Source organism: Clostridium perfringens (assembly GCF_016027375.1).
Lineage (GTDB): Bacteria > Bacillota > Clostridia > Clostridiales > Clostridiaceae > Sarcina > Sarcina perfringens.
The window spans coordinates 1,799,527-1,820,260 of record NZ_CP065681.1; the positions used below are offsets into that span (position 1 = coordinate 1,799,527).

Sequence of the window (20,734 nt, forward strand, 5' to 3'; positions counted from 1 at the left end):
ATGGGACAAATCGAGATTTTTAGAAAACATTTTAAAGAAGTTAATAATTTAAGTGTTGTTTTAAGTAGTTATGCTAATACCTATAGACTTTTAGTTGGAGCTGCTGGAGAATTAAATAATATATCCAAAGTTAGAAAGAGAGATTTAGATGATGCCTTAGATAGAGTTGATGAAATGGGAAAGATAATAGATTCTATTTTAGAGGTCATTAAGGATAATGAAGAAGCTTATATTAAGTATATAAAACTTAAATCTAAATTTATAATGGAAAAGGCTTCAAAGGATATAATACAAACTGAAGTAGAGCAGGACTTACTTTTTGAAAACTCTAATAGAGAGGAAGAAGAATAAATAATAAAAAATCCTATTAAAGAAAATTCTTTAATAGGATTTTTTGTTAAAATTTCTTTAATTGTAAATTACTAACCATTAAGTAAGAGAATACAACTAAAATTACTACTGGGAATAAAATATTTAAAGTAAACTTTATTGATAATAAAATAAATAAAGCAACAACAGCTCCAGCAATAGTTATAGGTACTCCTCTAAATACACCGTCAAATTCAGTTGCATTGTATCTAGCTAATCTGAAAGCTCCACAAATAGGGAAGCAAAGTAATAATGCATAACCTATAATTCCCATAGGACCTAAAGATTCAAAATTATAAAATACAAAAGTTAATACTGATGGTGCCACACCAAATGATACTAAATCCGCTAAAGAATCTAGTTCCTTACCAAGATCACTAGAAACATTTAAATAACGAGCAACTCTTCCGTCATATCTATCAACTAATCCAGCAAGAAGTATAAATATTGCTGCTAATAAATACTCTGATTTAAATGTTGCTAATAATGATAATATACCAAAAGATAGGTTTATAAAAGTAAATATATTTGGTATACTACTTTTTCTCATATAATCACTCCTAATAAAAATATTAACAATAATAAAATTATATTAATGTAAATCCCAAAATTAAATATATCTTAGAACAAAATAACTTTGGACTAATTGTGAATAAAAAGTTAAAACATAGATATTATTGCATAATTTTTAGTATAAGTCAAAATGTAATTACTTATACAGCATTATCGACAATAGGATTAACAAATGATATAATTTTATAATATTGTAGGGTTTGTATAATATATTAAAAATGATACCATTAATTGAAAGAAATATCAATTTAATTTATTTATAGTAAGTAATTAAAAGTGGAGGGTAAGACATTGAAGAAAGTAAGATTTATATATAACCCATATTCGGGAGAGAATGCTATTTTAAAGGAACTTGATAAAATAATCACTATGCATCAAGATAAGGGATATACTATAGTTCCCTATAGAATTCAAAGGGGAGTAGATGTAATAAATGCTCTAGATATAGTAGATTCTACTTATGAATACATACTGATTGCAGGTGGAGATGGAACTATAGACACTGTTGTAAATGCTATGAAAAAAAGAGGAATAGAAATTCCAATAGGAATTATTCCAGTGGGAACAGCAAATGACTTTGCAAAACATTTAGGTATGCCTCAAGATGCAGGTGCATGTGTTGAGCAAATATTAGATTCTTATGCAGTTGGAGTAGACCTAGGTAAGGTAAATGATAATTACTTTGTAAATGTATTATCTACAGGATTATTTACTGATGTATCTCAAAAAACAGATACAAATTTAAAAAATACAATAGGTAAATTAGCATATTATTTAAAAGGTTTAGAAGAATTGCCTAACTTTAGAAAACTAGATGTTAAAATAACTGCTAATGGCAAGGTATTTAATGAGCCTATATATTTAATGCTTGTGTTTAATGGTCAAACAGCAGGAAACTTTAAATTAGCAACTAAGGCTAAGGTTCAGGATGGACTTTTAGATATAGTTATATTTAAGGCTTGTCATATTCCAGAATTAATACCTATGTTTATAAAGGTATTAAAGGGAGAACACTTAGAAGATTCTAGAATTGAGTATATAAGAACAGATGAGCTTCTTATAGAGTCTGATGAGGAAATAGTTACAGATATAGATGGAGAGAGAGGGCCAGATTTCCCATTAAGAGTTCAATGTATTAAAGATGGAATACAAGTTTTAGGAATAAATAAGTAATATAAATAATAACTTATAGTAATGAGATTTAATATGTAAACAAGATAGGTGAGAAATAAATTAGGAGGAATTATGAATCAAACATTTATTTATTACACAGTATTGTTTCTTATAATTTTCATTACTATAAGTAATTTAGTAGAAAATTATAGGTATTCACCTAAAAAAATAAAAAATATAATAGGTATAGCTTTTTTGTTGCAAATTATAAGAATCGTATCCTTAATAGCACTAGCTTTAGTAAGTGATCAAAGGTATATAAGTTTATTTAAATATGTAGGTTTTTTAGATATAATATATATTCCTTTAATGGCATTAATAGCCTTTTATATTTTACTTAGAAGTGATAAGATAAATTTTCAGTTTTTTAAATTTGCACCAATAGTATTAACAGGATTTTATATTGGAGTCATAGCTATTTTTAAACCTTTTTTTAAGATGTCTTGGGAATATGGTTACGTAATTACAACGGAAAAACAAATTTTACTTAAATCCATATATATTCTTTTTTTAGTAGCTATATTAAGCTTTTTGATACTTTTTAAAAAGGAAAACCATTCTGATAAAAAAGGTATAGTATTTTTAGGGGTGACCTTAGCTTTTATAATAATAGAAAACTCCTTAGAATTATTAGGAGTTAAATTTTTAAATGGTGCTATAATTAGTGAGCTAATATTATGTATTTTAGGTTTTTATATAGTTTTAACTTTTAAGAAAAATAGAATTTCTATAAGGGACTGTATCAAGAGTTAATAATAAAACTTATAAACAGATTCTGAGAATTACTAGATTCTAAGTGAAAGTCAAAGTCTAGTAATTCTCTTTATACTGTTTATAAGTTTTACTTAAGTAATTTTGATATATTCCCTTATTTTTTAGGTAATAATAGACTTAAAATAAACTTTTAAAAGTTAAGTGGATTATTAGATCCAAAATTCTTTTGAAGGTATATCCTCTAATATTTTCCCAGAATCTAATTTTATAATTCTTGAAGAGACCTCTTTTGCAAATTCCATATCATGGGTTATTATTAATACTCCAATATTTTCCTTAGCTAAGGATTTTATAATATTTGAAACATCCTTAGTTAAAGATGGGTCTAAGGCTGAGGTAGGTTCATCAAAACATATATATTTAGGGTTTAACATTAAAGCTCTAGAAATGGCAACTCTTTGTTTTTGCCCACCTGATAGTTCACAAGGGTAAGATTTAGCTTTATCTTCTAAAGAAAGTTTAGAAAGAATTTGTAATGCTTTTTTAGTAGCCTCTTCTAGAGAAAGGTTTAGAGTGTGCATTGGAGCTAAAATTAAGTTTTCTAAAATATTCATATGAGGAAAAAGGTTAAATGTTTGAAATACTAGTCCTATTTTTTTGTGAATTTCCTTTTGTGCTTTGGAATCTTTATATATTCCCTTTTCGCAAATTTTTAAAGAATCTAAGGTTATATCTCCAAAGTCACAGGTTTCAAGTCCATTTAAAATTCTAAGTATTGTTGTTTTACCAGCTCCAGAGGGGCCTAGTAAGGTTAATATTTCTCCTTCCTTAAGAGTAAAGGAGATGTTTTCTAATATTTTATTACCCTTAAAGGATTTCTCTAAGTTTTTTATTTCTATCATTTTTAATCCTCCTAATTATAATATGAATATTTTTTCTCTAACCTATTAAATATTTTAGTTAGAATTCCTATTAACAGTAGATATATTATGCCTATTAAAAACAAGGGAAGGAGAGAAGCATCTCTGTTACTTGCAATTTTACCAGCTCTTAAAAGTTCACCTATGCCAACTACATAAACTAAGGATGTATCTTTAACTAAGGTAATAACTTCATTAGCAATTGAAGGCAAAGTCTTTTTAAATGATTGAGGAAGAATTATCTTTTTAAAGGTAAACCATTTTGAAAGACCTAGGATTTTACTTGCTTCAAATTGTCCTTTATCAATATCTTTTATACCAGATCTAAATATTTCGCCAAAATAAGCTGCGTAATTTAAGGTGAATGCTATTATGGCGGATGGGAATCTATCTATGCTAACTCCTATTATTGGTAGTCCAAAAAATATAAATATTAGTTGTAATAATAAGGGGGTTCCACGCATAACTAAAACATATAAAGATGATATAAAGTTTACTATTTTAATATTTGATAATCTAAGTATTGTAACTATTATTCCTAAAGGAATAGATAAAAGTAGTGTTAATATAAAAACACCTAATGTATTTTTTAAGCCTTCTATTATTGAGGGCATTAAAGTAATAATATAATTCAAAGTTAATACCTCCTTATTTCTCTAAATCTTTTCCAAACCATTTATTAGATATTTTAGCTATAGTTCCATCTTCTTTCATATCTTCTAAAGTTTTATTTAAAGGATCTATTAAATTAGAATTTTTTCTAAGTCCTATGCTATAACTTTCTTCCCCTAAGTCTTCAGTAAGAACATGAAATTTACTAGGGTCATTTTTAAAAATATAATACTGAGCAAGAATTTCATCACAAACAACTGCGTCACTTCTTCCAGCTTCTAAATCCATAAAGCAATCATTAAAGCTATCAAAAAGTACAGGCTCTCCATTTTTAAAGGATTTAGTTAGTTCTGGATTTTCAAATAAGGTATCAAGAGAGCTAGAACCATCTTGAGTAGTTACAGTTTTCCCTTTTAGATCATTTAAGGTATTTATATTAGAATTAGAAAGGGTAACTATAACTTGTCTATTTTTTAAGTATGAATTTGTAAATGCAACTTTTTTTTCTCTTTCATGTGTCATGGTGTATCCATTCCAAATCAAATCTATATTTCCATTAGTAAGTTCAGTTTCTTTCATTGACCAATCTATTGGTTGAAAAATAACTTTTAAATTCATACGCTTAAAAGCTTCTTTTGCTATATCAACATCAAAACCAACTATGTCCCCTTTTTCATTTTTAAAACCCATAGGAACGAAAGTATCATCTATTCCTATAATTACTGTGTTATTATCTTTTTTAGATTCTATTTTCTTTGAGGAACAACCAAAAATAAGAATAGATAAAATTACTATGTTAATTAATAAAAATAATAACTTTTTCATATCTTTCTCCTTTCGATTTATTACACTAATACTTTATCATGATGAAGTGATAAAGTCAAATGAGAAATGAAATAATTTTATTTAAATATTGACAAAACGTTGCATTTTAGAGTTTATATAATATAATAAATTAGAGAGTTATGTAATTTTTTATTTATAGGTGGTGAAACTAAATGGAAGATAGCCCTCGAGAAGATAGGTGCAATTTTAAATTAAATATTATAAGAAAAGAGGGAAGTTATTTTCTAGATTAGATTAAACTTATAATATACTTCTCCTTTTCTTAAAAATGAAATTTAATTTTAAAATTTTTTTAAAATTAAAAAGGAGGAGAGCTGGATGAACAAATTAACAATGTTTTTATACAGTAACATAATCAATAAGAAAATATATGATGAATTCAATGAAGTCCTAGGAGTTTTAAAGGATGTTTATGTAACTACAGAGGATGGTTATCCAAGAATTATAGGATATAAAGTAAAGAGAGATGGAGTCATATTTGATTATGAGTTTAAAAATATAGATTTTTACCAAAAAGATAATGGGAAATTTAAAATACAAATAAGGGGTAGTAGAGAGATATTACCTAGAAATTATAGCTATCTTTTATCTCAAAATTTATTAGATAGAAAAATAGTAGATATAAATGGGAAAAAAGTAGTTAAGGTTGATGATTTAAGAATAGTAAAAATAGCAGGTGAGTTTAGGGTAATAGCTGTTGAAACTGGGAAGATAGTAAAGTTTAGACGTAATGGATTAGAGGGACTAGGAAAATTATTAGCTAAAGTTTTTAAAGAAAAGTTTCAAGAAAAAGTTATTATGTGGGAAGATGTTGAGTCTTTAGAAATGATTAATGATAACTTAAAGTTAGCTATTCCATATAAAAAGCTTCAAAAATTACATCCAGCTGACTTAGCAGATATACTTGAAGAACTTGATGCCATAAACAGAAAAAAAGTCTTCGATAGCTTAGATGAAGATTTAGCTGCAGATACCTTAGAAGAAATAGAACCAGAAGTACAAAGCAGTATAATAAAGGGACTTTCCCATTCTAAAACTGCAGAGCTTTTTGAAAATATTCCAAATGACGAAATAGCAGACATTATAGATGAACTAGATGAGGAAGAAAGAGAAAAAGTATTAATTGCCTTAGAAAATGAAGACGCAGAAGAAGTTAAAGAGCTTATGGGATATTCAGATGAATCTGTAGGTAGTATAATGAACAAGGATTTTATATCTTTTAATTTAGATCTTACTGTAAAAGAGACTATAGAACTTTTAAGAGAATTAGATGCAGATGAAGAAGTTATGTACTATGTTTATATAACTGATGAAGAAGATAGATTAAATGGAGTTGTAACTTTAAGAGATTTAATAATGAATGAAGAAAATAAGAGACTTAAGGAAATTATGCACACATCTTCCATAAGTGTTAATATAGATAGTACTATAGAGGATGCCATAGAAAAATCAACAAAGTATGATTTAATATCTATTCCTGTTGTGGACTATGAAGAAAAATTAGTTGGTATGGTTCTTATTCACGATATAGTTGATGAATTAATTCCTAACAACTTAAAAAGAAAATTTAAGAAAAAGTACACAGATTAGTTGACAAATTTTAATAAAAGAATATAATAAAGTATATAATTCATATCAAAATAGTCGGATAAATGTTGTGATAAAGTAAAGTATTATAAGGATAGGTCACAGAGAGAAAGTGGTGCTGGAAATCTTTCACCAAAGCTTTATAAGAAGTGCGCTTTTGAACAGGAATTTCGAAAAGTTATAAGTAGAAATTTTCGAGTATCACCCGTTAACGTGATAGAGTATTTATAGTACTTGATTAAGTGAGGTCTTTACCTAATTAGAGTGGAACCACGGAGTAAAAAGCTTCGTCTCTAAATAGTGTAAGGCCTTTTTATTATATTTTTAAGGAGGAAATTTATATGGTTTTTAACAGTCTTTTAAGTTTAATAGGAAACACACCAATATTAAAAGCAAATAATTTATTTGAAGGGAATAATGTATTTGTTAAGCTTGAAAAATTTAATCCAGGAGGAAGTATAAAAGATAGAGCAGCTTTAGGAATGATAGAAGAAGCTGAAAAAAATGGATTATTAAAAGAAAATGGAGTTATAGTAGAACCAACTAGTGGAAACACAGGAATTGCCATAGCTATGATTGGTAAAATTAAAGGATATAAAGTTATTATAACTATGCCAGAGACAATGAGTAAAGAAAGAAGAGATATGATCAAAGCTTATGGTGCAGAGATAATTTTAACTGAAGGAAGCAAAGGAATGAAGGGAGCTATTGAAGAAGCAGAGAGGTTAGCTAGTACAAAGGGATATTTCATGCCTCAACAGTTTTTAAATGAAGCTAATGCTAAAAAACATTATGAAACTACTGCAGAGGAAATAATAAGAGATATTCCAGATTTAGATGTATTTATTGCAGGGGTAGGAACTGGAGGAACTATTACAGGAGTAGGAAGAAAATTAAAGGAATATAATCCTAATATAAAAATAATTGCTGTAGAACCTAGTGATTCAGCTGTATTATCAGGAGAAAATTCTGGTCCTCATAAAATTCAAGGAATAGGTGCTGGATTCGTACCAAAAATATATGATTCATCAGTAGTTGATGAAATAATAAAAGTTAAAAATGAAGATGCATACACTATGGCAAAAAACTTTGCTGATAAAGAAGGAGTTCTAGTAGGTATATCTTCTGGAGCTGCATTAAAAGGGGCAAAGGATATTTTAGAAAATATAGCAAAAGATAAAAAAGTGTTAGTTATAGCACCTGATGGAGGAGAAAAATATTTTTCAACAGGGCTATATGAGTAATTTGTAGGAGTGAAAATTTTGTTCAAAAATTTAAAATATGATATAGAAAATGTTATGAAAAATGATCCAGCGGCTAGAACAAAACTAGAGGTTTTATTGCTTTACCAAAGCATACATGTTTTGATATTTTATAGAATAGCACATGGACTATATAAGATAAAATTATTTTTTCTAGCACGATTAATTTCTCAGTTAGGAAGATTTTTTACAGGTATAGAAATTCATCCAGGGGCAAAAATAGGAAAAGGGCTTTTTATAGATCATGGAATGGGTGTTGTAATAGGAGAAACTGCAGAAATAGGAGATAATGTAACTATATATCATGGAGTTACTCTTGGAGGAACTGGAAAGGACAAGGGTAAGAGACATCCAACTATAGGAAATAATGTTATTATTGGATGTGGGGCTAAAATTTTAGGGCCTATAAGTATAGGCGATGGAGCAAAAATAGGAGCAAACTCTGTAGTATTAAAGAATGTTCCAAAGGGAAAAACCGCTGTTGGAATTCCAGCAGTTATTAAAAATTAATTTATAAATATGCCAATTTTTATTATTTGGTTTATAATAAGACTATATATAAATTTTATTAGTTAGAGAAAAATTAAAACCATATGTTTTACATTTACTAACTAAAAATTTAATATAGTCTTTTTTAGTTTGAGGTGATAATTTTTGAAGGAAAAGATTTTAGAGTTTTGTAAATCTTTAGGATTAGATACTGTGGGATTTGTAAAGTGTAGAAGATTTTCAGAACTTGAAGAGGTGTACAATATAAGAAAAGATAAAGGGTTTGAAAATGAGTTTGAGGAACAGGATATAGAGAAAAGAGTAAATCCTAATGTGTACATGGAAGACGGGAAGACCATAATAACAATTGCTTTTCCTTATTTATATGATGAAGACTATGTTGATAATGGATTTTCAGTTTATACTAGAGGAATGGACTATCATTATGTTGTCTCTAATTTCCTTAAGAAGATAAGCGAATATATAGAGTCTTTAGGGGGACGGGCAATTTCTTTAGTTGATAGTAATTCATTACCTGAAAGATATATTGCATATTTAGGTAATATAGGATTCATAGGTAAAAACAATATGCTAATCACTAAAAAGTATGGTTCCTATGTGTTTTTAGGAGAAATAATTACGGATTTAGAAATTCAGTGTGAAGAAGAAAGAACTTTAGAGGAATTAAGAACTCATAAGGAATGTGGTACCTGTGAGATATGCTATAAAAATTGCCCAACTAAGGTTTTAAATAGAAGTAAGATGAAAAATACTAATTCATGTATGTCTTATATAACTCAGAAAAAAGATATAGAAGATAAATATTTAAAACTTATGAAGGGAAGAATATTTGGATGTGATAGCTGTCAAAAAGAGTGTCCATATAATAAAGAAATAACTTATACAAATATAGAAGATTTTAAACCTCTTACTTTTATGCAAAAGGATTCTTTTGAAGATTTTCATAGAATAAGCAAAAAAGAATTTAATGAAACTTTTAAAAAGACTTCTTGTGGATGGAGAGGTAAAAATACAATTTTAAGGAATATAATGATTAAAAAGGTCTTAATTAATAAGGAAGATATATCAAACTATGAATTAAATTCTGAAAGTCTTAAAAATTTTAGAAATAGACTTTTAAATTTTTATGATGTATAATAATATATTGTTAAAATTTGATACAGGAGGTAAAGTTATGTTTACTCGTATAGGAGCTAATATATTAGTTAGATTACCGGATAGTATTTTTAAACCAATAGCAGGAAAGTTAATCGGTGGATGTTTAAATAAATATGCTGACCTTAATGTTTATGGACTTGATAAAATAAAGAAGGAAGAGGGTCCATTTATATTTATAGGAAATCATTTAAGTAATGCAGATGGATTAGTTTTAGATAAGGTTTTACAAAAAGAATATGATCCATATTTTATTGCTGGAGTAAAGCTAAATGATGAGGCTTTAACTAATATAGGTACAAGATTAGTTAAAAATATAAAAATAAAGCCAAATTCAGCAGACAGAGAATCCCTAAGCAAAATTGTTAAGGCTGTTAAGGGTGGAGAAAATATAGTTATTTTCCCAGAAGGAACAAGAAGTAGAAATGCAAAAATGATAGAAGCTAAAAAGGGAATTATACTTATAGCAAGATTAACAAAGGCCAAAATAGTACCTTTTGGAATGACTGGAACTGAAAAGCTTATGCCAATAAATGATGAAAATATGGGAGCAGAAAAGTTTCATCATTCAAAGGTTAACATAAAGTTTGGAACTCCTATTGACCTTCCAAAAAAAGAAAAAGATGAAGGAAAGCATGAGTATGAAGAAAGGGCTTTAAATTACCTTATGAAAAATATAGCCAATCTTTTACCAGAAGATTATAGAGGGGTATATAAGGATTAGGGGGATATACTATGAAAAAGAGAACTAAAGAGGTATTAGAAATATTAAAAGAAGAGTATCCAGATGCTAAATGTGAGCTAAATTATGAAACTCCCTTTCAACTTTTAGTTGCTACTATTTTATCAGCACAGACTACGGATAAAAAGGTTAATGAGGTAACTAAAGGGCTTTTTAAAGACTATCCAGATGTAGAATCTTTTTTAACTATAAGTCAAGAGGAACTAGAGGATAGAATAAAGCAAATAGGACTTTATAGAAATAAAGCTAAAAATTTAATTATGATGGTTCATCAATTAAAAGAAAATTTTGGTGGAGAAGTTCCTAAAACTATGGAAGGAATAACTTCTTTAGCTGGGGCTGGAAGAAAAACTGCCAATGTGGTTTTATCAAATGCCTTTGGAGTTCCATCTATTGCAGTAGATACTCACGTATTTAGAGTTTCAAATAGAATTGGCTTAGCACATTCAGATAATGTACTTGAAACTGAAAAACAACTTCAAAAAGAATTACCTAAAAAAGAATGGTCCTTAACCCATCATCTTTTAATTTTTCACGGGAGAAGATGTTGTATAGCTAGAAAGCCTAAATGTGATATATGTAAGATAAATAAATACTGTGATTATTTTAAAAATAATAGATAAAAAGCTACACAAAATAGTGTAGCTTTTTTTATTTGCTAGCTTCTTTTTTATTATATAAAAATATAGAAAAAGATGCTAATAAAATTAAGGCATATCCTATTAGGGATATTTTATCTGGTATATCTCCAAATAATACAAAGCCTATTAAGGCTGTGAAAATAACTTGAGTATAGTCATAAATTGAAATATCTCTTGCTGGAGCATATTTATAGGCAGCTGTTAATGCAAATTGAGCACAAGAAGCGGCAACCCCTGCAAGAATTAAAAATACAAATTGTTCTAAGCTAAAGGTTTCAAATTGAAATAACATAATAGGAAAAGTAGTTACTATTGAGAAGAAAGAAAAGAAGAAAACAATAGTAGCTCCCTTTTCTTTACCACCTAAGTATCTAACAAAGGTATAAGCACCTCCAGCAAAGGCTGCTGAACAAAGTCCAATTATAGCAGGAATAAAGTTACTTGCTAAATTCCCAGAAGGTCTAACTATAAATAAAACTCCAGAGAATGCAGCTAAAAGACATATTATATGAATTGGTTTTAATTTTTCTTTTAGGAATAAATAAGAAAATATAATAACGAAAAACGGACTTAATTTATTAAGAATAGTAGCATCTGATAATATTAATCTATCAATTGCATAGTAATTAGCCCAAATTCCTAAGGTTCCTAAAGCAGAACGTCCTATAAGAGAAAGTCTATTTTCCTTCTGTCCAAAAAGTAAGGCATTATCTTTTTTCACTAAATAAAATGCCACAAAACAACTAACTAAGTTTCTAAAGAAACTTTTTTCTATTGATGGTAAATCACCGGATAATTTTACAAATGTACTCATAAGAGCAAAACTAAGTGCTGATATGGTTATTAAAATTATACCTTTTGTTTTATTATTCATTTAATCCTCCTATTAAATTGTTAAAATTTTTATAATAACATTTTAGATGTTAAAAATAAATAGGTCAATATTAATAATATATAGTAATTTTATGAAGAAATGAATAAATTTTTGAAAAAAGAGGTATTTTTACTTATTTTAAATATTTATTTAATATATAATAGAAGTACTATGCTAAATAAGAATGGGGAAAATTTAGATATGTTAATTGGACTTTTTAACAATTTAGGTATTAAAGAGAAAACATTAAAAAGAATAGCAATAGTCACAGTAATATTACTTAGTTTATTTTTTATAAAAGGGTTAAATTTAATTTGTGCCTTAAATAGAGATTTGTTTAAGGATGTAAGTGTAGTTTATGCTGCTGAAGAAATTATAGTAATGACTCAAATAATTCTTTGTATTATGATATTATCTATATGCTTTATATATTATAGAGGACTTAAACGAAAAGAGTTCTTTGGTATATCCCTTGTTTATGTAAGTATTATTACTGAAATGATTTTTATAGTCTTAACAGGAAAAATAGTTGAAAATCAGGTTTATGACTTAAATTTATTTAGTTTTTTATTTAGAGGGATATTACTACTTTTAGCTGTTTTATGCCTTAAAAATTTTGATGCTTTTATAAGGAAACATAAAAAATTAACCTTAGTACTTGTAATATTGGTAACGATTATATTACAAATATTAAATGTCAATTATAACATAGGAATATATACATATAATTTTATATATAATTTAACTTTAGTTTTAATAGTTTTAACATATATATCTTGTATAATATTTTGTTTAGTTAGAATTTTTCAATTTAGAGAAATAACTTATTTAGTAATAATGATAAGTGCTTCACTTATGTTATTAAAATTAGTTTATGGCCTTTCTTTAAGTATAACTAATAATAATCTTATAAAAATAAACATTGTATTTTTTAATTTTATATCATTTATGAGCTTTGTATTTGGTATGTTTTTTGATTTACTTCAAGTTATAAAAAATAAAAATTTTATGCAAGAAGAACTAAGTGCATTTTTTAACCTAATAGAATTTGATTGTAATAGTGAAGTTGTAGTACTTAGTAACAATTTAAAGGTTCTTTATGCAAATGAAAAATGTAGAAGTAAGAGAATATCACCTGAAAATAGAGAAAATAAAACTTATATTGATTTAGAAAAACAAATTAAAGGATTTTTATATGATAAAAATATAATTTGTATAGAAAGTGTGCTTAGAAATTCTAAGGAATGGAAAGGTATAATAAAGTTAAATGGAGAGGATGAAGTTGTAAAAATAAATCTTCAGAGAATAAAAAAAGAAAAAAATCTTTATTATGTACTTAGAATTAATGATATAACAGAAGAATACAAAATGGAGAAAAATTTAAAATTAGAGGAGCAAAGGCTTAGAGGAGTTACTGAAAATATAAAAGATTTAATATTTACAATTGATGTTGAAGGAAAAATAAGCTATGTAAATAAAGCAGTAATAGATGTTTTAGGATATAGTGAAGAAGAATTAATAGGAAAAAATTATTATGATTTATTATTAGTTGAATCTAATTTAAATATAATAGACAGCAAATATTTTAATGAAGATAAGATTTTAACAATAGATAAGGTAAGATCTAAAAAAGGGTTGGTTCAATTAGAATCCATTTCTAGTAGAATTAAGGATAATAAAAATAATACCTTAGGATGGGTAAGAGTTGCTAGAAATATAGAGGATGTAAGAGAAATAGAAATATTAAAGAATAAATTTGAAGAAATAAAGCAATATGACAAGGTTAGAAGTGAGTTTTTTGCAAATTTATCTCATGAGCTTAGAACTCCTATTAACATAATATATTCATGCATACAGCTTTTAAACACTAGTAAAAAGAATAAGGCAAACTTTGCTAATTTATATGATAAGTATGAAAAAACTTTAAAACAAAATTGTTTTAGGATGTTAAGGCTTGTAAATAATCTTATAGATATAACAAAAATAGACTCTGGTTTTATTAAGATGGACTTTATTAATTATGACATAATAAAGCTTACAGAAGATATAACTATGTCTGTAATTCCTTATGTAGAATCTAAGAATATAGATATAATCTTTGATACTAATTGTGAGGAATTAGAGATAAGATGTGACCCAGATAAAATTGAGAGAATAATTTTAAATTTATTATCTAATGCCATAAAATTTACAGAGCCAGGTGGAAAAATAGAAGTTAGTATTTTTGCAGATGAAACTTGGGTAGATATAAGGGTTAAGGATACAGGTATAGGAATTCCATCACACATGAAAGAATTTATTTTTGAAAGATTTATACAAAATGATAAATCCTTAAATAGAAATAAAGAAGGAAGTGGAATAGGATTATCCTTGGTTAAATCCTTAGTGGAATTACATGAAGGAAAAGTTTTCTTAAGAGAAAGTAATGAATCAGGTAGTGAATTTTCAATATTACTACCTAATGTGAAATTGGAGAATGATGTTTGCGAAAATGGAAGCTTAGATTATAAAACAGTGGTTGAAAAAATATCAATAGAGTTTGCTGATATTTATGAAATATATTAGGAGATTTAATAAGTTTAAATGATTTCATAAACTTTCTATTTTAAAAAGATAATGATATAATATTAAGGGCTTGTTTAAAAAAGACAAGTCCTTAATTATTTCTATTTGGAGGTAAAAATATGAAAGTTGGAGTAATAATGGGAGGCATTTCTTCAGAAAGAGAGATATCAATACAAAGTGGCAATTCTGTAGTTCATGCCTTAGATAAAGATAAATATGAAGCTATTCCTATAGTTTTAAATGAAAAAGAAGATTTAATAGAGAAGGTTAAAGGAATTGATTTTGCTCTTTTAGCTTTACATGGAAAATTTGGTGAAGATGGAACTGTTCAATCTGTTCTTAAAACTTTAGGAATACCATTTTCAGGATGTGGTCCATTAAGTAGTGCTATATGTATGGATAAGGACATGACAAAGAGAATTTTAGCCTTTGGAAATGTTAGAACAGCAAGATGGGTAATGGTTTCATCAGTAGATGAAATAGACTATGAAAAAATAGAAAATTTAGGTTATCCAGTATTTATAAAACCTAATAATGGGGGATCATCAGTTGCTACAACTTTAGTTGAATCTAAAGAAGCAGTTAAGGATGCTGTGTTAGAAGCCTTAAAATATGATACAGAAGTAATGATTGAAGAATACATTAAAGGTGATGAGATAACTTGTCCTATAATTGATGGAAAAATGTTACCTGTTTTAGCTATAAAACCAAAGGGAAAATTCTTTGATATAGCTTCAAAGTATGAAGATGGAGGAGCAGATGAATTTATAGTTAAATTAAATGAAGATCTTCATAAAGAAGTAGAAAAAATGGCTTTAGAAACTTACAAGTTATTAAAGTGTGATGTATATGCTAGGGTAGACATGCTAGTAAAGGATAATATTCCATATGTATTAGAAGTAAATACATTACCTGGTATGACAAAGAATAGTTTATTCCCTAAAAGTGCAGCAGGAATAAATATGAGTTTTGAAGAACTTTTAGATACAATAATAGAAAAATCTTTAAAGGTTAATAGAGAATAATTTTATTTAGTAACAACTTTCCCTGTAATATTATATTTTATATAGTAAGAACTACTTTGCAGGGAGAGTATTAATGCAAGATAAAAATCCATTAAGTACATTTGGTCCAGATTTAAATGAATTTAGCAGAGATGTTAATTTCTTAACACTAGCTAAAAATTCAGATTTTATTTATTTAAGAGCTTCAGGCTCTGGAACAGGTAAACTAAGAATTGATAATAAGTTTTTAGAGTTTGCAAAAGAGTGCAGAAGATTAGGAATTCCATGTGGTGCATATCATTTTGCTAAACCTTCTAAGGATTTAGATAGTGCTGTTATTCAAGCAGATCAATTTATTGATGTTTTGCAACAGGGTTTTGGAGATGGGGACTATGGAGATCTATTTCCAGTATTAGATGTGGAAACTCCTACAGATAAATCCTTAACTACTACAGAGCTTGTAAATTGGATTGATAGATTTAGAGATAGATTTGAAGAAAAAACTAGAAGAAGATTAATGTTATATACAGGATTATTCTTCATAGGTCTCTATGATGATTTTAAAGTTCCAGGAAAGGGATACCCTTTAAGTGATATGCCTTTATGGATTGCTATGTACACTAGAATTCCTTCTAATCCAAGGATTCCACCAAATGTTGGAGGATGGAAGAGATGGACTATGTGGCAATTTACTGATGAAGGAAAATTAGATGGAGTTGGAAGTCCGGTAGATTTAAACTGGGGGCCAAATAGCATAGATAGTTTAATGCCACCTTCTGCAGTTACTGGACTAAACGCATATATATCTGGTAATAAAATATTTGTTAATTGGACAGCTAATAAAGAGGATGATTTAAATGGATATAATGTTTTTGTAAATGATAATTATGCAGGAACATTACCAAGAAAAGCAACTAAAATTGTAATTGATAAAAGTAGATTTTATCTTCCAAAAGGAAAGCCAATAAGAATATCAATAGAAGCTTTTGATATTACTGGAGATTTTTCGAAAGAAAGAACTGAATATGTTTTAGATAATAATGGTGAATTCCTAGGATAGATTGGTTTTTATGTTAAATAGAGTTAAATTTTTTTAGCTCTATTTAATTTTTCTCCAAAAGCTATAAAAATTTTGTTATAATAAGAAATGTTATTATATTGTAATAATTTTTAGTAATATTTAGATTATAGTTTTTTTAGAAGGTTTTAGAGAGGAGAGTAATTGTGAAAGAAGAAAAGAAGAAATCAAGCACAGGCTTACTTAAAAGCAAAAAGAAAATAATAATATCAATAGTTATTGTATTAGCAATTATAATAGGTTCTATTGTTGCATATATAGTTAGTATTCAGAAAAAAGTTGAAGAGTGGAATGATAAGATATATCCTAACGTATATGTTGAAAATGTAAATTTATCAGGAATGACAAAGGAAAAGGCCATTGAGGTTTTAGAGAAGGATGTAAAAGAACCTGTAGAACATAAAACTATAAAAGTTCAGGCGGCAGATAAAAGTATTGAAATAAAATATTCTGATTTATCACCAGAATATAATATAGATGAAACTGTTAATGAAGCTATGAATTATGGAAAAGATTTAAATCTTTTTGAGAAAAATAACCTTATAAATGGAAAAGATAAAAAGGAATTAAATTTAGATTTTAAATATGATGAATCTAAGTTAACAGATTATGAGAAAAAACTTACTGAAATGGTAAATCAAAATGCTAAAAATGCTACCATAAGTATAAATGGTAGTAATATAAGTGTAATAGAAGGCGAAGATGGAAGAGCCATAGAAGAAGATAAAATGGTTTCTTTAGTAAAAGAAGCTATAAATGCAAATCCAGAGGATAATTCAGTTGTGGAAGTACCTGTAGAGGTTACAAAACCAAAAATAACTAAGGAAATGCTTTCAAAAATAGACGGCGTTATAGGAAGTTTTACAACAAGTTATACAAGCTCAGATGCTAATAGAAGTGCTAATGTTGAAATTGCAGCTAAAACGGTTAATGGAACTATTTTAATGCCAGGAGATACATTTAGTTATAATAATACTTTAGGGGAAAGAACCACAGCTAAGGGATATAGAGATGGAGCGGCTTACGTAGGAAATAAAGTAGTAATGGTTACTGGTGGAGGAATCTGTCAAGTTTCTACAACATTATACAGAGCTGTTTTAAGAGCTGGAATAATGCCAACAGAGAGACATAATCATAGTATGACAACTACTTATTCAGGCCCAAGTGAAGATGCTACAGTTTCATGGGGATCTTTAGACTATCAATTTAAAAACCCTTATGATTTCCCAATATATATACAAGGATATACAAGTAATAAACATGTAACATTTAATATATATGGAAATGTACAAGGTATGGATGGAAAAACTTATGAATTACAAACTGTAGTAAATGAAACTCTAAAACCATCAGTTAAAACAGTTGATGATCCTAATTTGCCAGAGGGACAAAAAGTTGTTGAGCAAAGACCAGTTACAGGATATAAGTCATCAGGATATTTAGTAACTTATCAAAATGGAAAAGAAATAGATAAGAAATTAATAGGACATGATGTATATAAACAAAAGGATGAAATTATAAAGGTTGGAACAAAAAAAGCTGAGCAACCAAAGCAAGAAGCACCAAAACAAGAACAGCCAGCTACTGCAAAGCCAGAGGAGCCAAAACAAGAGGCAACTCAGCCATCAACATCACAACCTGCTACAAATCAAGCACCTGATGCAACACCTCAAACACCTAATGCAGGGCAAACACCACCAGCGCAGTAAAATGCAGGAATAAATTAAAAGATAAAATAAATAATTTTTAGTTTTAAAGTGAATTAAAAATTTATTTTAAAACTTAAGCCATAAAATAAATTTAATATGCTAAAAGGGGGAGAGGTTAATAAATTAACTCTCTCCTTTTATTTTGGGAGGAGAATTTATGAAGTATAAAATGATATGTATAGATATGGATGGTACATTATTAAATTCAAAGAAAGTTGTAAGTGAAGAAAATAGAATTGCATTAAAAAAAGCTTATGAAAAAGGAGTACACATAATAATATGCACAGGAAGAAATCCTAAAAATGCAATATATTTTTCAGAATTTTTAGGAGTAAACTGTGCTGTAATAGCTAATAATGGAGCTTGGGTAATTGATGAAGATAAGGAAGTTATAATATCAAAGGATGTTTTAGATGAAAATCAATGTATGGATATTATGAGCATATGTAAAGAGTATAAAGGGGTTCCTAGTTTTCATTCAAGGGATAGTGTGTATTGGCCATCAAGATTTAGAAAATATTTATGTGATATTATTTTGAATAAAAAAATACCTGAAAAATATAGAGTTAAGAATATTTATGTGAAAGAAAAAGAAGAGTGGAGAAAGGTCTTTAAAAGCAATAACATAGGTAAGTGTATAATAATAGAATTAAATACTAAAAAGCTAAAGAAAATAAGAGAAAATTTAATTAAAAAAGGTAATTATGAAATTACTCAATCAGGAAGATATGCCTTAGAAGTAAATAATAAAGGGGTATCAAAGGGAAGGGCTGTAAAGGCTTTAGCAGAGGAATATAAGATAAAAAGAGAAGAGATTATATGTATAGGTGATAATGAAAATGACTTATCTATGATTACTTATGCAGGCTTAGGTGTTGCTATGGGAAATGCCATAGATTCTTTAAAGGAAAAAGCAGATTATATAACTGAAAGTAATGATAAAAATGGGGTAGCAAAGGTAATATATGAATTTGTATTAAAGAATGATTAACTTGCATTTTATTTCATTAGATAATATCATATACTTGTGACTTAACTTAAAAATTTATAATTTTTTACATTTATTTGGAGGGACAAAGGTGAATCTTAATATAGTATTATATCAACCAGAAATACCACAAAACACTGGTAATATAGCAAGAACATGTGTTTTAACAAATTCAAAGCTTCATATAATAAAACCTATGGGCTTTGTTATAGATGATAAACATTTAAAAAGAGCTGGATTAGATTATTGGAGTCAATTAGATCTTGAAATTCATGAAAGTTATGAAGATTTTATGAAAAAGTATGGAGATAAGAAAATTTACTTATCAACAACTCATGCTGAGGATCATTATGATGAAGTAAAGTATGAAGAGGGAGCTTTTATAATGTTTGGAAGAGAGTCAGCTGGAGTTCCAGAGGACGTTCATAATGCTCACCATGGAATAAAAGTACCAATGATAAATACAACTACTAGGAGTTTGAATTTATCAAACACAGTAGCTATTATAGCTTATGAAGCTTTAAGACAAATTGGATTTCCAAACATGAAATAAGGGGGAAATATATTTTGGATAAAATAAAGATCATAACAGATAGTACCTGTGACTTATCTAAGGAGATTATAGAAAAGTATGACATAGACGTAATGCCTATGTTAATAAACTTTGGAGAAGAGAGCTATTTAGATGGAGTTGAAATAAAAGTAGACTCTATGATGGAGAGAATTGAAAGAGAAGATACTCTTCCAACTACAGCTCAAATAGTTCCAACTAGATTTATAGAGAAATATAAGGGTTACTTAGAAGAGGGATACAAAGTTATATCTATACATATATCATCTAATATGAGTGGTACTTATCAATCAGCATGTTTAGCTAAAGCTGAGTTAGAAAGTGATGATATAGTTGTAATAGATTCAAGAAATGTAACAGTTGGACTTGGATTAATTGTATTAAAAGCAGCTAGATTAATAGAATCAGGAATAACTTTAGAGGATTTAGAAAAAGAAATTTTAGAATACAGGAATCATATTAAAAGTACTATAGCCTTTGAAAGTTTGGACAACTTAGTAAGAGGGGGAAGACTTTCAAAAGGGAAAGCTTTATTTGTTAATGCCTTAGGCATAAAACTTATGCTTAATGTACTAGATGGGGAAATGAATGTTCAAGGAAAAATAAGAGGAACTAAAAAGATGGTAAAGGCTATGATTGAACAATTTGATTCAATCCCTAAAAAAGAAGGAGAGCCTATTATATTAGTTGAACTTGAAAATGAGGACATTTACTTACCTATAAAGGAATATTTAGAAAATAATAATATTGAATATTTAAAACTTCCTCTAGGATGTTCAGTAGCAATTCATTCTGGTCCTAAAGTTTGTGCATTATTTTATGTAGAAGAATATTAAAAGAA

21 protein-coding genes and 1 other annotated feature are annotated in these 20,734 nt (G+C 27.7%); of the genes, 16 read left to right on the forward strand and 5 right to left on the reverse strand.

The genetic code is table 11. The features are described from left to right. Nucleotides 1–351, forward strand: coding sequence for a hypothetical protein (locus I6G60_RS08725; RefSeq protein ID WP_003453576.1), 351 nt, complete (start codon nt 1–3; stop codon nt 349–351). A 46-nt stretch (nt 352–397) separates the two neighbouring features. Here the strand turns inward: I6G60_RS08725 and pssA are convergent, their stop codons facing one another. After that, entirely contained in the window at nt 398–919 is a 522-nt protein-coding gene (pssA, locus tag I6G60_RS08730) for a CDP-diacylglycerol--serine O-phosphatidyltransferase (RefSeq protein ID WP_003453570.1), read from the reverse strand. 314 nt (nt 920–1,233) lie between these two features. On the opposite strand from pssA, the gene I6G60_RS08735 reads away from it, so the two are divergent. Further along, a complete protein-coding gene (locus I6G60_RS08735; protein ID WP_003460604.1) occupies nt 1,234–2,115 on the forward strand; it encodes a YegS/Rv2252/BmrU family lipid kinase in 882 nt (293 codons plus the stop codon). Between the two features lie 72 nt (nt 2,116–2,187). After that, nucleotides 2,188–2,868: a hypothetical protein gene (locus tag I6G60_RS08740; protein WP_110016225.1), complete on the forward strand. Its 681-nt coding sequence runs from the start codon at nt 2,188–2,190 to the stop codon at nt 2,866–2,868. Nucleotides 2,869–3,038: 170 nt separating this feature from the next. Here the strand turns inward: I6G60_RS08740 and I6G60_RS08745 are convergent, their stop codons facing one another. The 3 genes from I6G60_RS08745 to I6G60_RS08755 are packed head-to-tail and all read right to left on the reverse strand — an operon-like array spanning nt 3,039 to nt 5,186. After that, nucleotides 3,039–3,731: an amino acid ABC transporter ATP-binding protein gene (locus I6G60_RS08745; protein WP_003460594.1), complete on the reverse strand. Its 693-nt coding sequence runs from the start codon at nt 3,729–3,731 to the stop codon at nt 3,039–3,041. Nucleotides 3,732–3,742: 11 nt separating this feature from the next. Then, nucleotides 3,743–4,384, reverse strand: coding sequence for an amino acid ABC transporter permease (locus tag I6G60_RS08750; RefSeq protein WP_110016226.1), 642 nt, complete (start codon nt 4,382–4,384; stop codon nt 3,743–3,745). A gap of 13 nt (nt 4,385–4,397) precedes the next feature. Beyond that, nucleotides 4,398–5,186, reverse strand: a complete 789-nt coding sequence (locus I6G60_RS08755; protein WP_110016227.1) for an amino acid ABC transporter substrate-binding protein — start codon at nt 5,184–5,186, stop codon at nt 4,398–4,400. 339 nt (nt 5,187–5,525) lie between these two features. Here I6G60_RS08755 and I6G60_RS08760 point away from each other — a divergent pair, with 339 nt between their 5' ends. From I6G60_RS08760 to nth, 6 genes are all read left to right on the forward strand, one after another. Then, entirely contained in the window at nt 5,526–6,797 is a 1,272-nt protein-coding gene (locus I6G60_RS08760; protein ID WP_003477931.1) for a magnesium transporter, read from the forward strand. Between the two features lie 58 nt (nt 6,798–6,855). After that, nucleotides 6,856–7,092: a binding site (T-box leader), on the forward strand. A gap of 43 nt (nt 7,093–7,135) precedes the next feature. Then, the gene (gene cysK / locus I6G60_RS08765; RefSeq protein ID WP_110016228.1) at nt 7,136–8,038 is read left to right on the forward strand and encodes a cysteine synthase A; all 903 of its coding nucleotides are present in this window, start codon (nt 7,136–7,138) and stop codon (nt 8,036–8,038) included. 18 nt (nt 8,039–8,056) lie between these two features. Next, the gene (gene epsC, locus I6G60_RS08770; protein WP_003450775.1) at nt 8,057–8,566 is read left to right on the forward strand and encodes a serine O-acetyltransferase EpsC; all 510 of its coding nucleotides are present in this window, start codon (nt 8,057–8,059) and stop codon (nt 8,564–8,566) included. Between the two features lie 144 nt (nt 8,567–8,710). Next, complete coding sequence (gene queG, locus I6G60_RS08775) at nt 8,711–9,703, forward strand: tRNA epoxyqueuosine(34) reductase QueG (RefSeq protein WP_060670501.1); 993 nt, start codon at nt 8,711–8,713, stop codon at nt 9,701–9,703. A 37-nt stretch (nt 9,704–9,740) separates the two neighbouring features. Beyond that, a complete protein-coding gene (locus I6G60_RS08780) occupies nt 9,741–10,445 on the forward strand; it encodes a lysophospholipid acyltransferase family protein (protein WP_003477926.1) in 705 nt (234 codons plus the stop codon). Nucleotides 10,446–10,456: 11 nt separating this feature from the next. After that, nucleotides 10,457–11,086, forward strand: coding sequence for an endonuclease III (gene nth / locus I6G60_RS08785; protein WP_057231524.1), 630 nt, complete (start codon nt 10,457–10,459; stop codon nt 11,084–11,086). A gap of 28 nt (nt 11,087–11,114) precedes the next feature. On the opposite strand, the gene I6G60_RS08790 is transcribed toward nth, so the two are convergent. After that, on the reverse strand, nt 11,115–11,978 hold the full coding sequence (locus I6G60_RS08790; protein WP_003470184.1) for a DMT family transporter: 864 nt from the start codon (nt 11,976–11,978) through the stop codon (nt 11,115–11,117). A gap of 99 nt (nt 11,979–12,077) precedes the next feature. Between I6G60_RS08790 and I6G60_RS08795 the strand changes: the two genes are divergently transcribed. The 7 genes from I6G60_RS08795 to I6G60_RS08825 all read left to right on the forward strand — a co-directional run bounded on the left by I6G60_RS08795 (nt 12,078) and on the right by I6G60_RS08825 (nt 20,729). Further along, a complete protein-coding gene (locus tag I6G60_RS08795; RefSeq protein ID WP_197925242.1) occupies nt 12,078–14,543 on the forward strand; it encodes a PAS domain-containing sensor histidine kinase in 2,466 nt (821 codons plus the stop codon). 119 nt (nt 14,544–14,662) lie between these two features. Further along, entirely contained in the window at nt 14,663–15,568 is a 906-nt protein-coding gene (locus tag I6G60_RS08800; RefSeq protein WP_003481378.1) for a D-alanine--D-alanine ligase, read from the forward strand. A 73-nt stretch (nt 15,569–15,641) separates the two neighbouring features. Next, on the forward strand, nt 15,642–16,607 hold the full coding sequence (locus I6G60_RS08805; protein WP_003481377.1) for a glycoside hydrolase family 25 protein: 966 nt from the start codon (nt 15,642–15,644) through the stop codon (nt 16,605–16,607). 164 nt (nt 16,608–16,771) lie between these two features. Next, entirely contained in the window at nt 16,772–18,334 is a 1,563-nt protein-coding gene (locus tag I6G60_RS08810) for a VanW family protein (protein WP_011590749.1), read from the forward strand. 157 nt (nt 18,335–18,491) lie between these two features. Further along, nucleotides 18,492–19,325: a Cof-type HAD-IIB family hydrolase gene (locus I6G60_RS08815; protein ID WP_003473016.1), complete on the forward strand. Its 834-nt coding sequence runs from the start codon at nt 18,492–18,494 to the stop codon at nt 19,323–19,325. Nucleotides 19,326–19,413: 88 nt separating this feature from the next. After that, nucleotides 19,414–19,875 (forward strand): tRNA (cytidine(34)-2'-O)-methyltransferase, encoded by a 462-nt coding sequence (locus I6G60_RS08820; protein ID WP_003450463.1) that lies wholly within the window; start codon nt 19,414–19,416, stop codon nt 19,873–19,875. Between the two features lie 14 nt (nt 19,876–19,889). Further along, nucleotides 19,890–20,729, forward strand: coding sequence for a DegV family protein (locus I6G60_RS08825; protein WP_003470185.1), 840 nt, complete (start codon nt 19,890–19,892; stop codon nt 20,727–20,729). The last annotated feature ends 5 nt before the right edge of the window (nt 20,730–20,734 follow it).

Bases quoted from the DNA above. Each gene is read 5' to 3' on its own strand.
- I6G60_RS08755 (WP_110016227.1), bottom strand. From the start codon at position 5,186: ATGAAAAAGTTATTATTTTTATTAATTAACATAGTAATTTTATCTATT.
- I6G60_RS08795 (WP_197925242.1), top strand. From the start codon at position 12,078: ATGAATAAATTTTTGAAAAAAGAGGTATTTTTACTTATTTTAAATATT.
- I6G60_RS08725 (WP_003453576.1), top strand. From the start codon at position 1: ATGGGACAAATCGAGATTTTTAGAAAACATTTTAAAGAAGTTAATAAT.
- I6G60_RS08760 (WP_003477931.1), top strand. From the start codon at position 5,526: ATGAACAAATTAACAATGTTTTTATACAGTAACATAATCAATAAGAAA.
- nth (WP_057231524.1), top strand. From the start codon at position 10,457: ATGAAAAAGAGAACTAAAGAGGTATTAGAAATATTAAAAGAAGAGTAT.
- I6G60_RS08815 (WP_003473016.1), top strand. From the start codon at position 18,492: ATGAAGTATAAAATGATATGTATAGATATGGATGGTACATTATTAAAT.
- I6G60_RS08805 (WP_003481377.1), top strand. From the start codon at position 15,642: ATGCAAGATAAAAATCCATTAAGTACATTTGGTCCAGATTTAAATGAA.
- I6G60_RS08800 (WP_003481378.1), top strand. From the start codon at position 14,663: ATGAAAGTTGGAGTAATAATGGGAGGCATTTCTTCAGAAAGAGAGATA.
- cysK (WP_110016228.1), top strand. From the start codon at position 7,136: ATGGTTTTTAACAGTCTTTTAAGTTTAATAGGAAACACACCAATATTA.
- pssA (WP_003453570.1), bottom strand. From the start codon at position 919: ATGAGAAAAAGTAGTATACCAAATATATTTACTTTTATAAACCTATCT.
- I6G60_RS08790 (WP_003470184.1), bottom strand. From the start codon at position 11,978: ATGAATAATAAAACAAAAGGTATAATTTTAATAACCATATCAGCACTT.
- I6G60_RS08745 (WP_003460594.1), bottom strand. From the start codon at position 3,731: ATGATAGAAATAAAAAACTTAGAGAAATCCTTTAAGGGTAATAAAATA.
- I6G60_RS08740 (WP_110016225.1), top strand. From the start codon at position 2,188: ATGAATCAAACATTTATTTATTACACAGTATTGTTTCTTATAATTTTC.
- I6G60_RS08780 (WP_003477926.1), top strand. From the start codon at position 9,741: ATGTTTACTCGTATAGGAGCTAATATATTAGTTAGATTACCGGATAGT.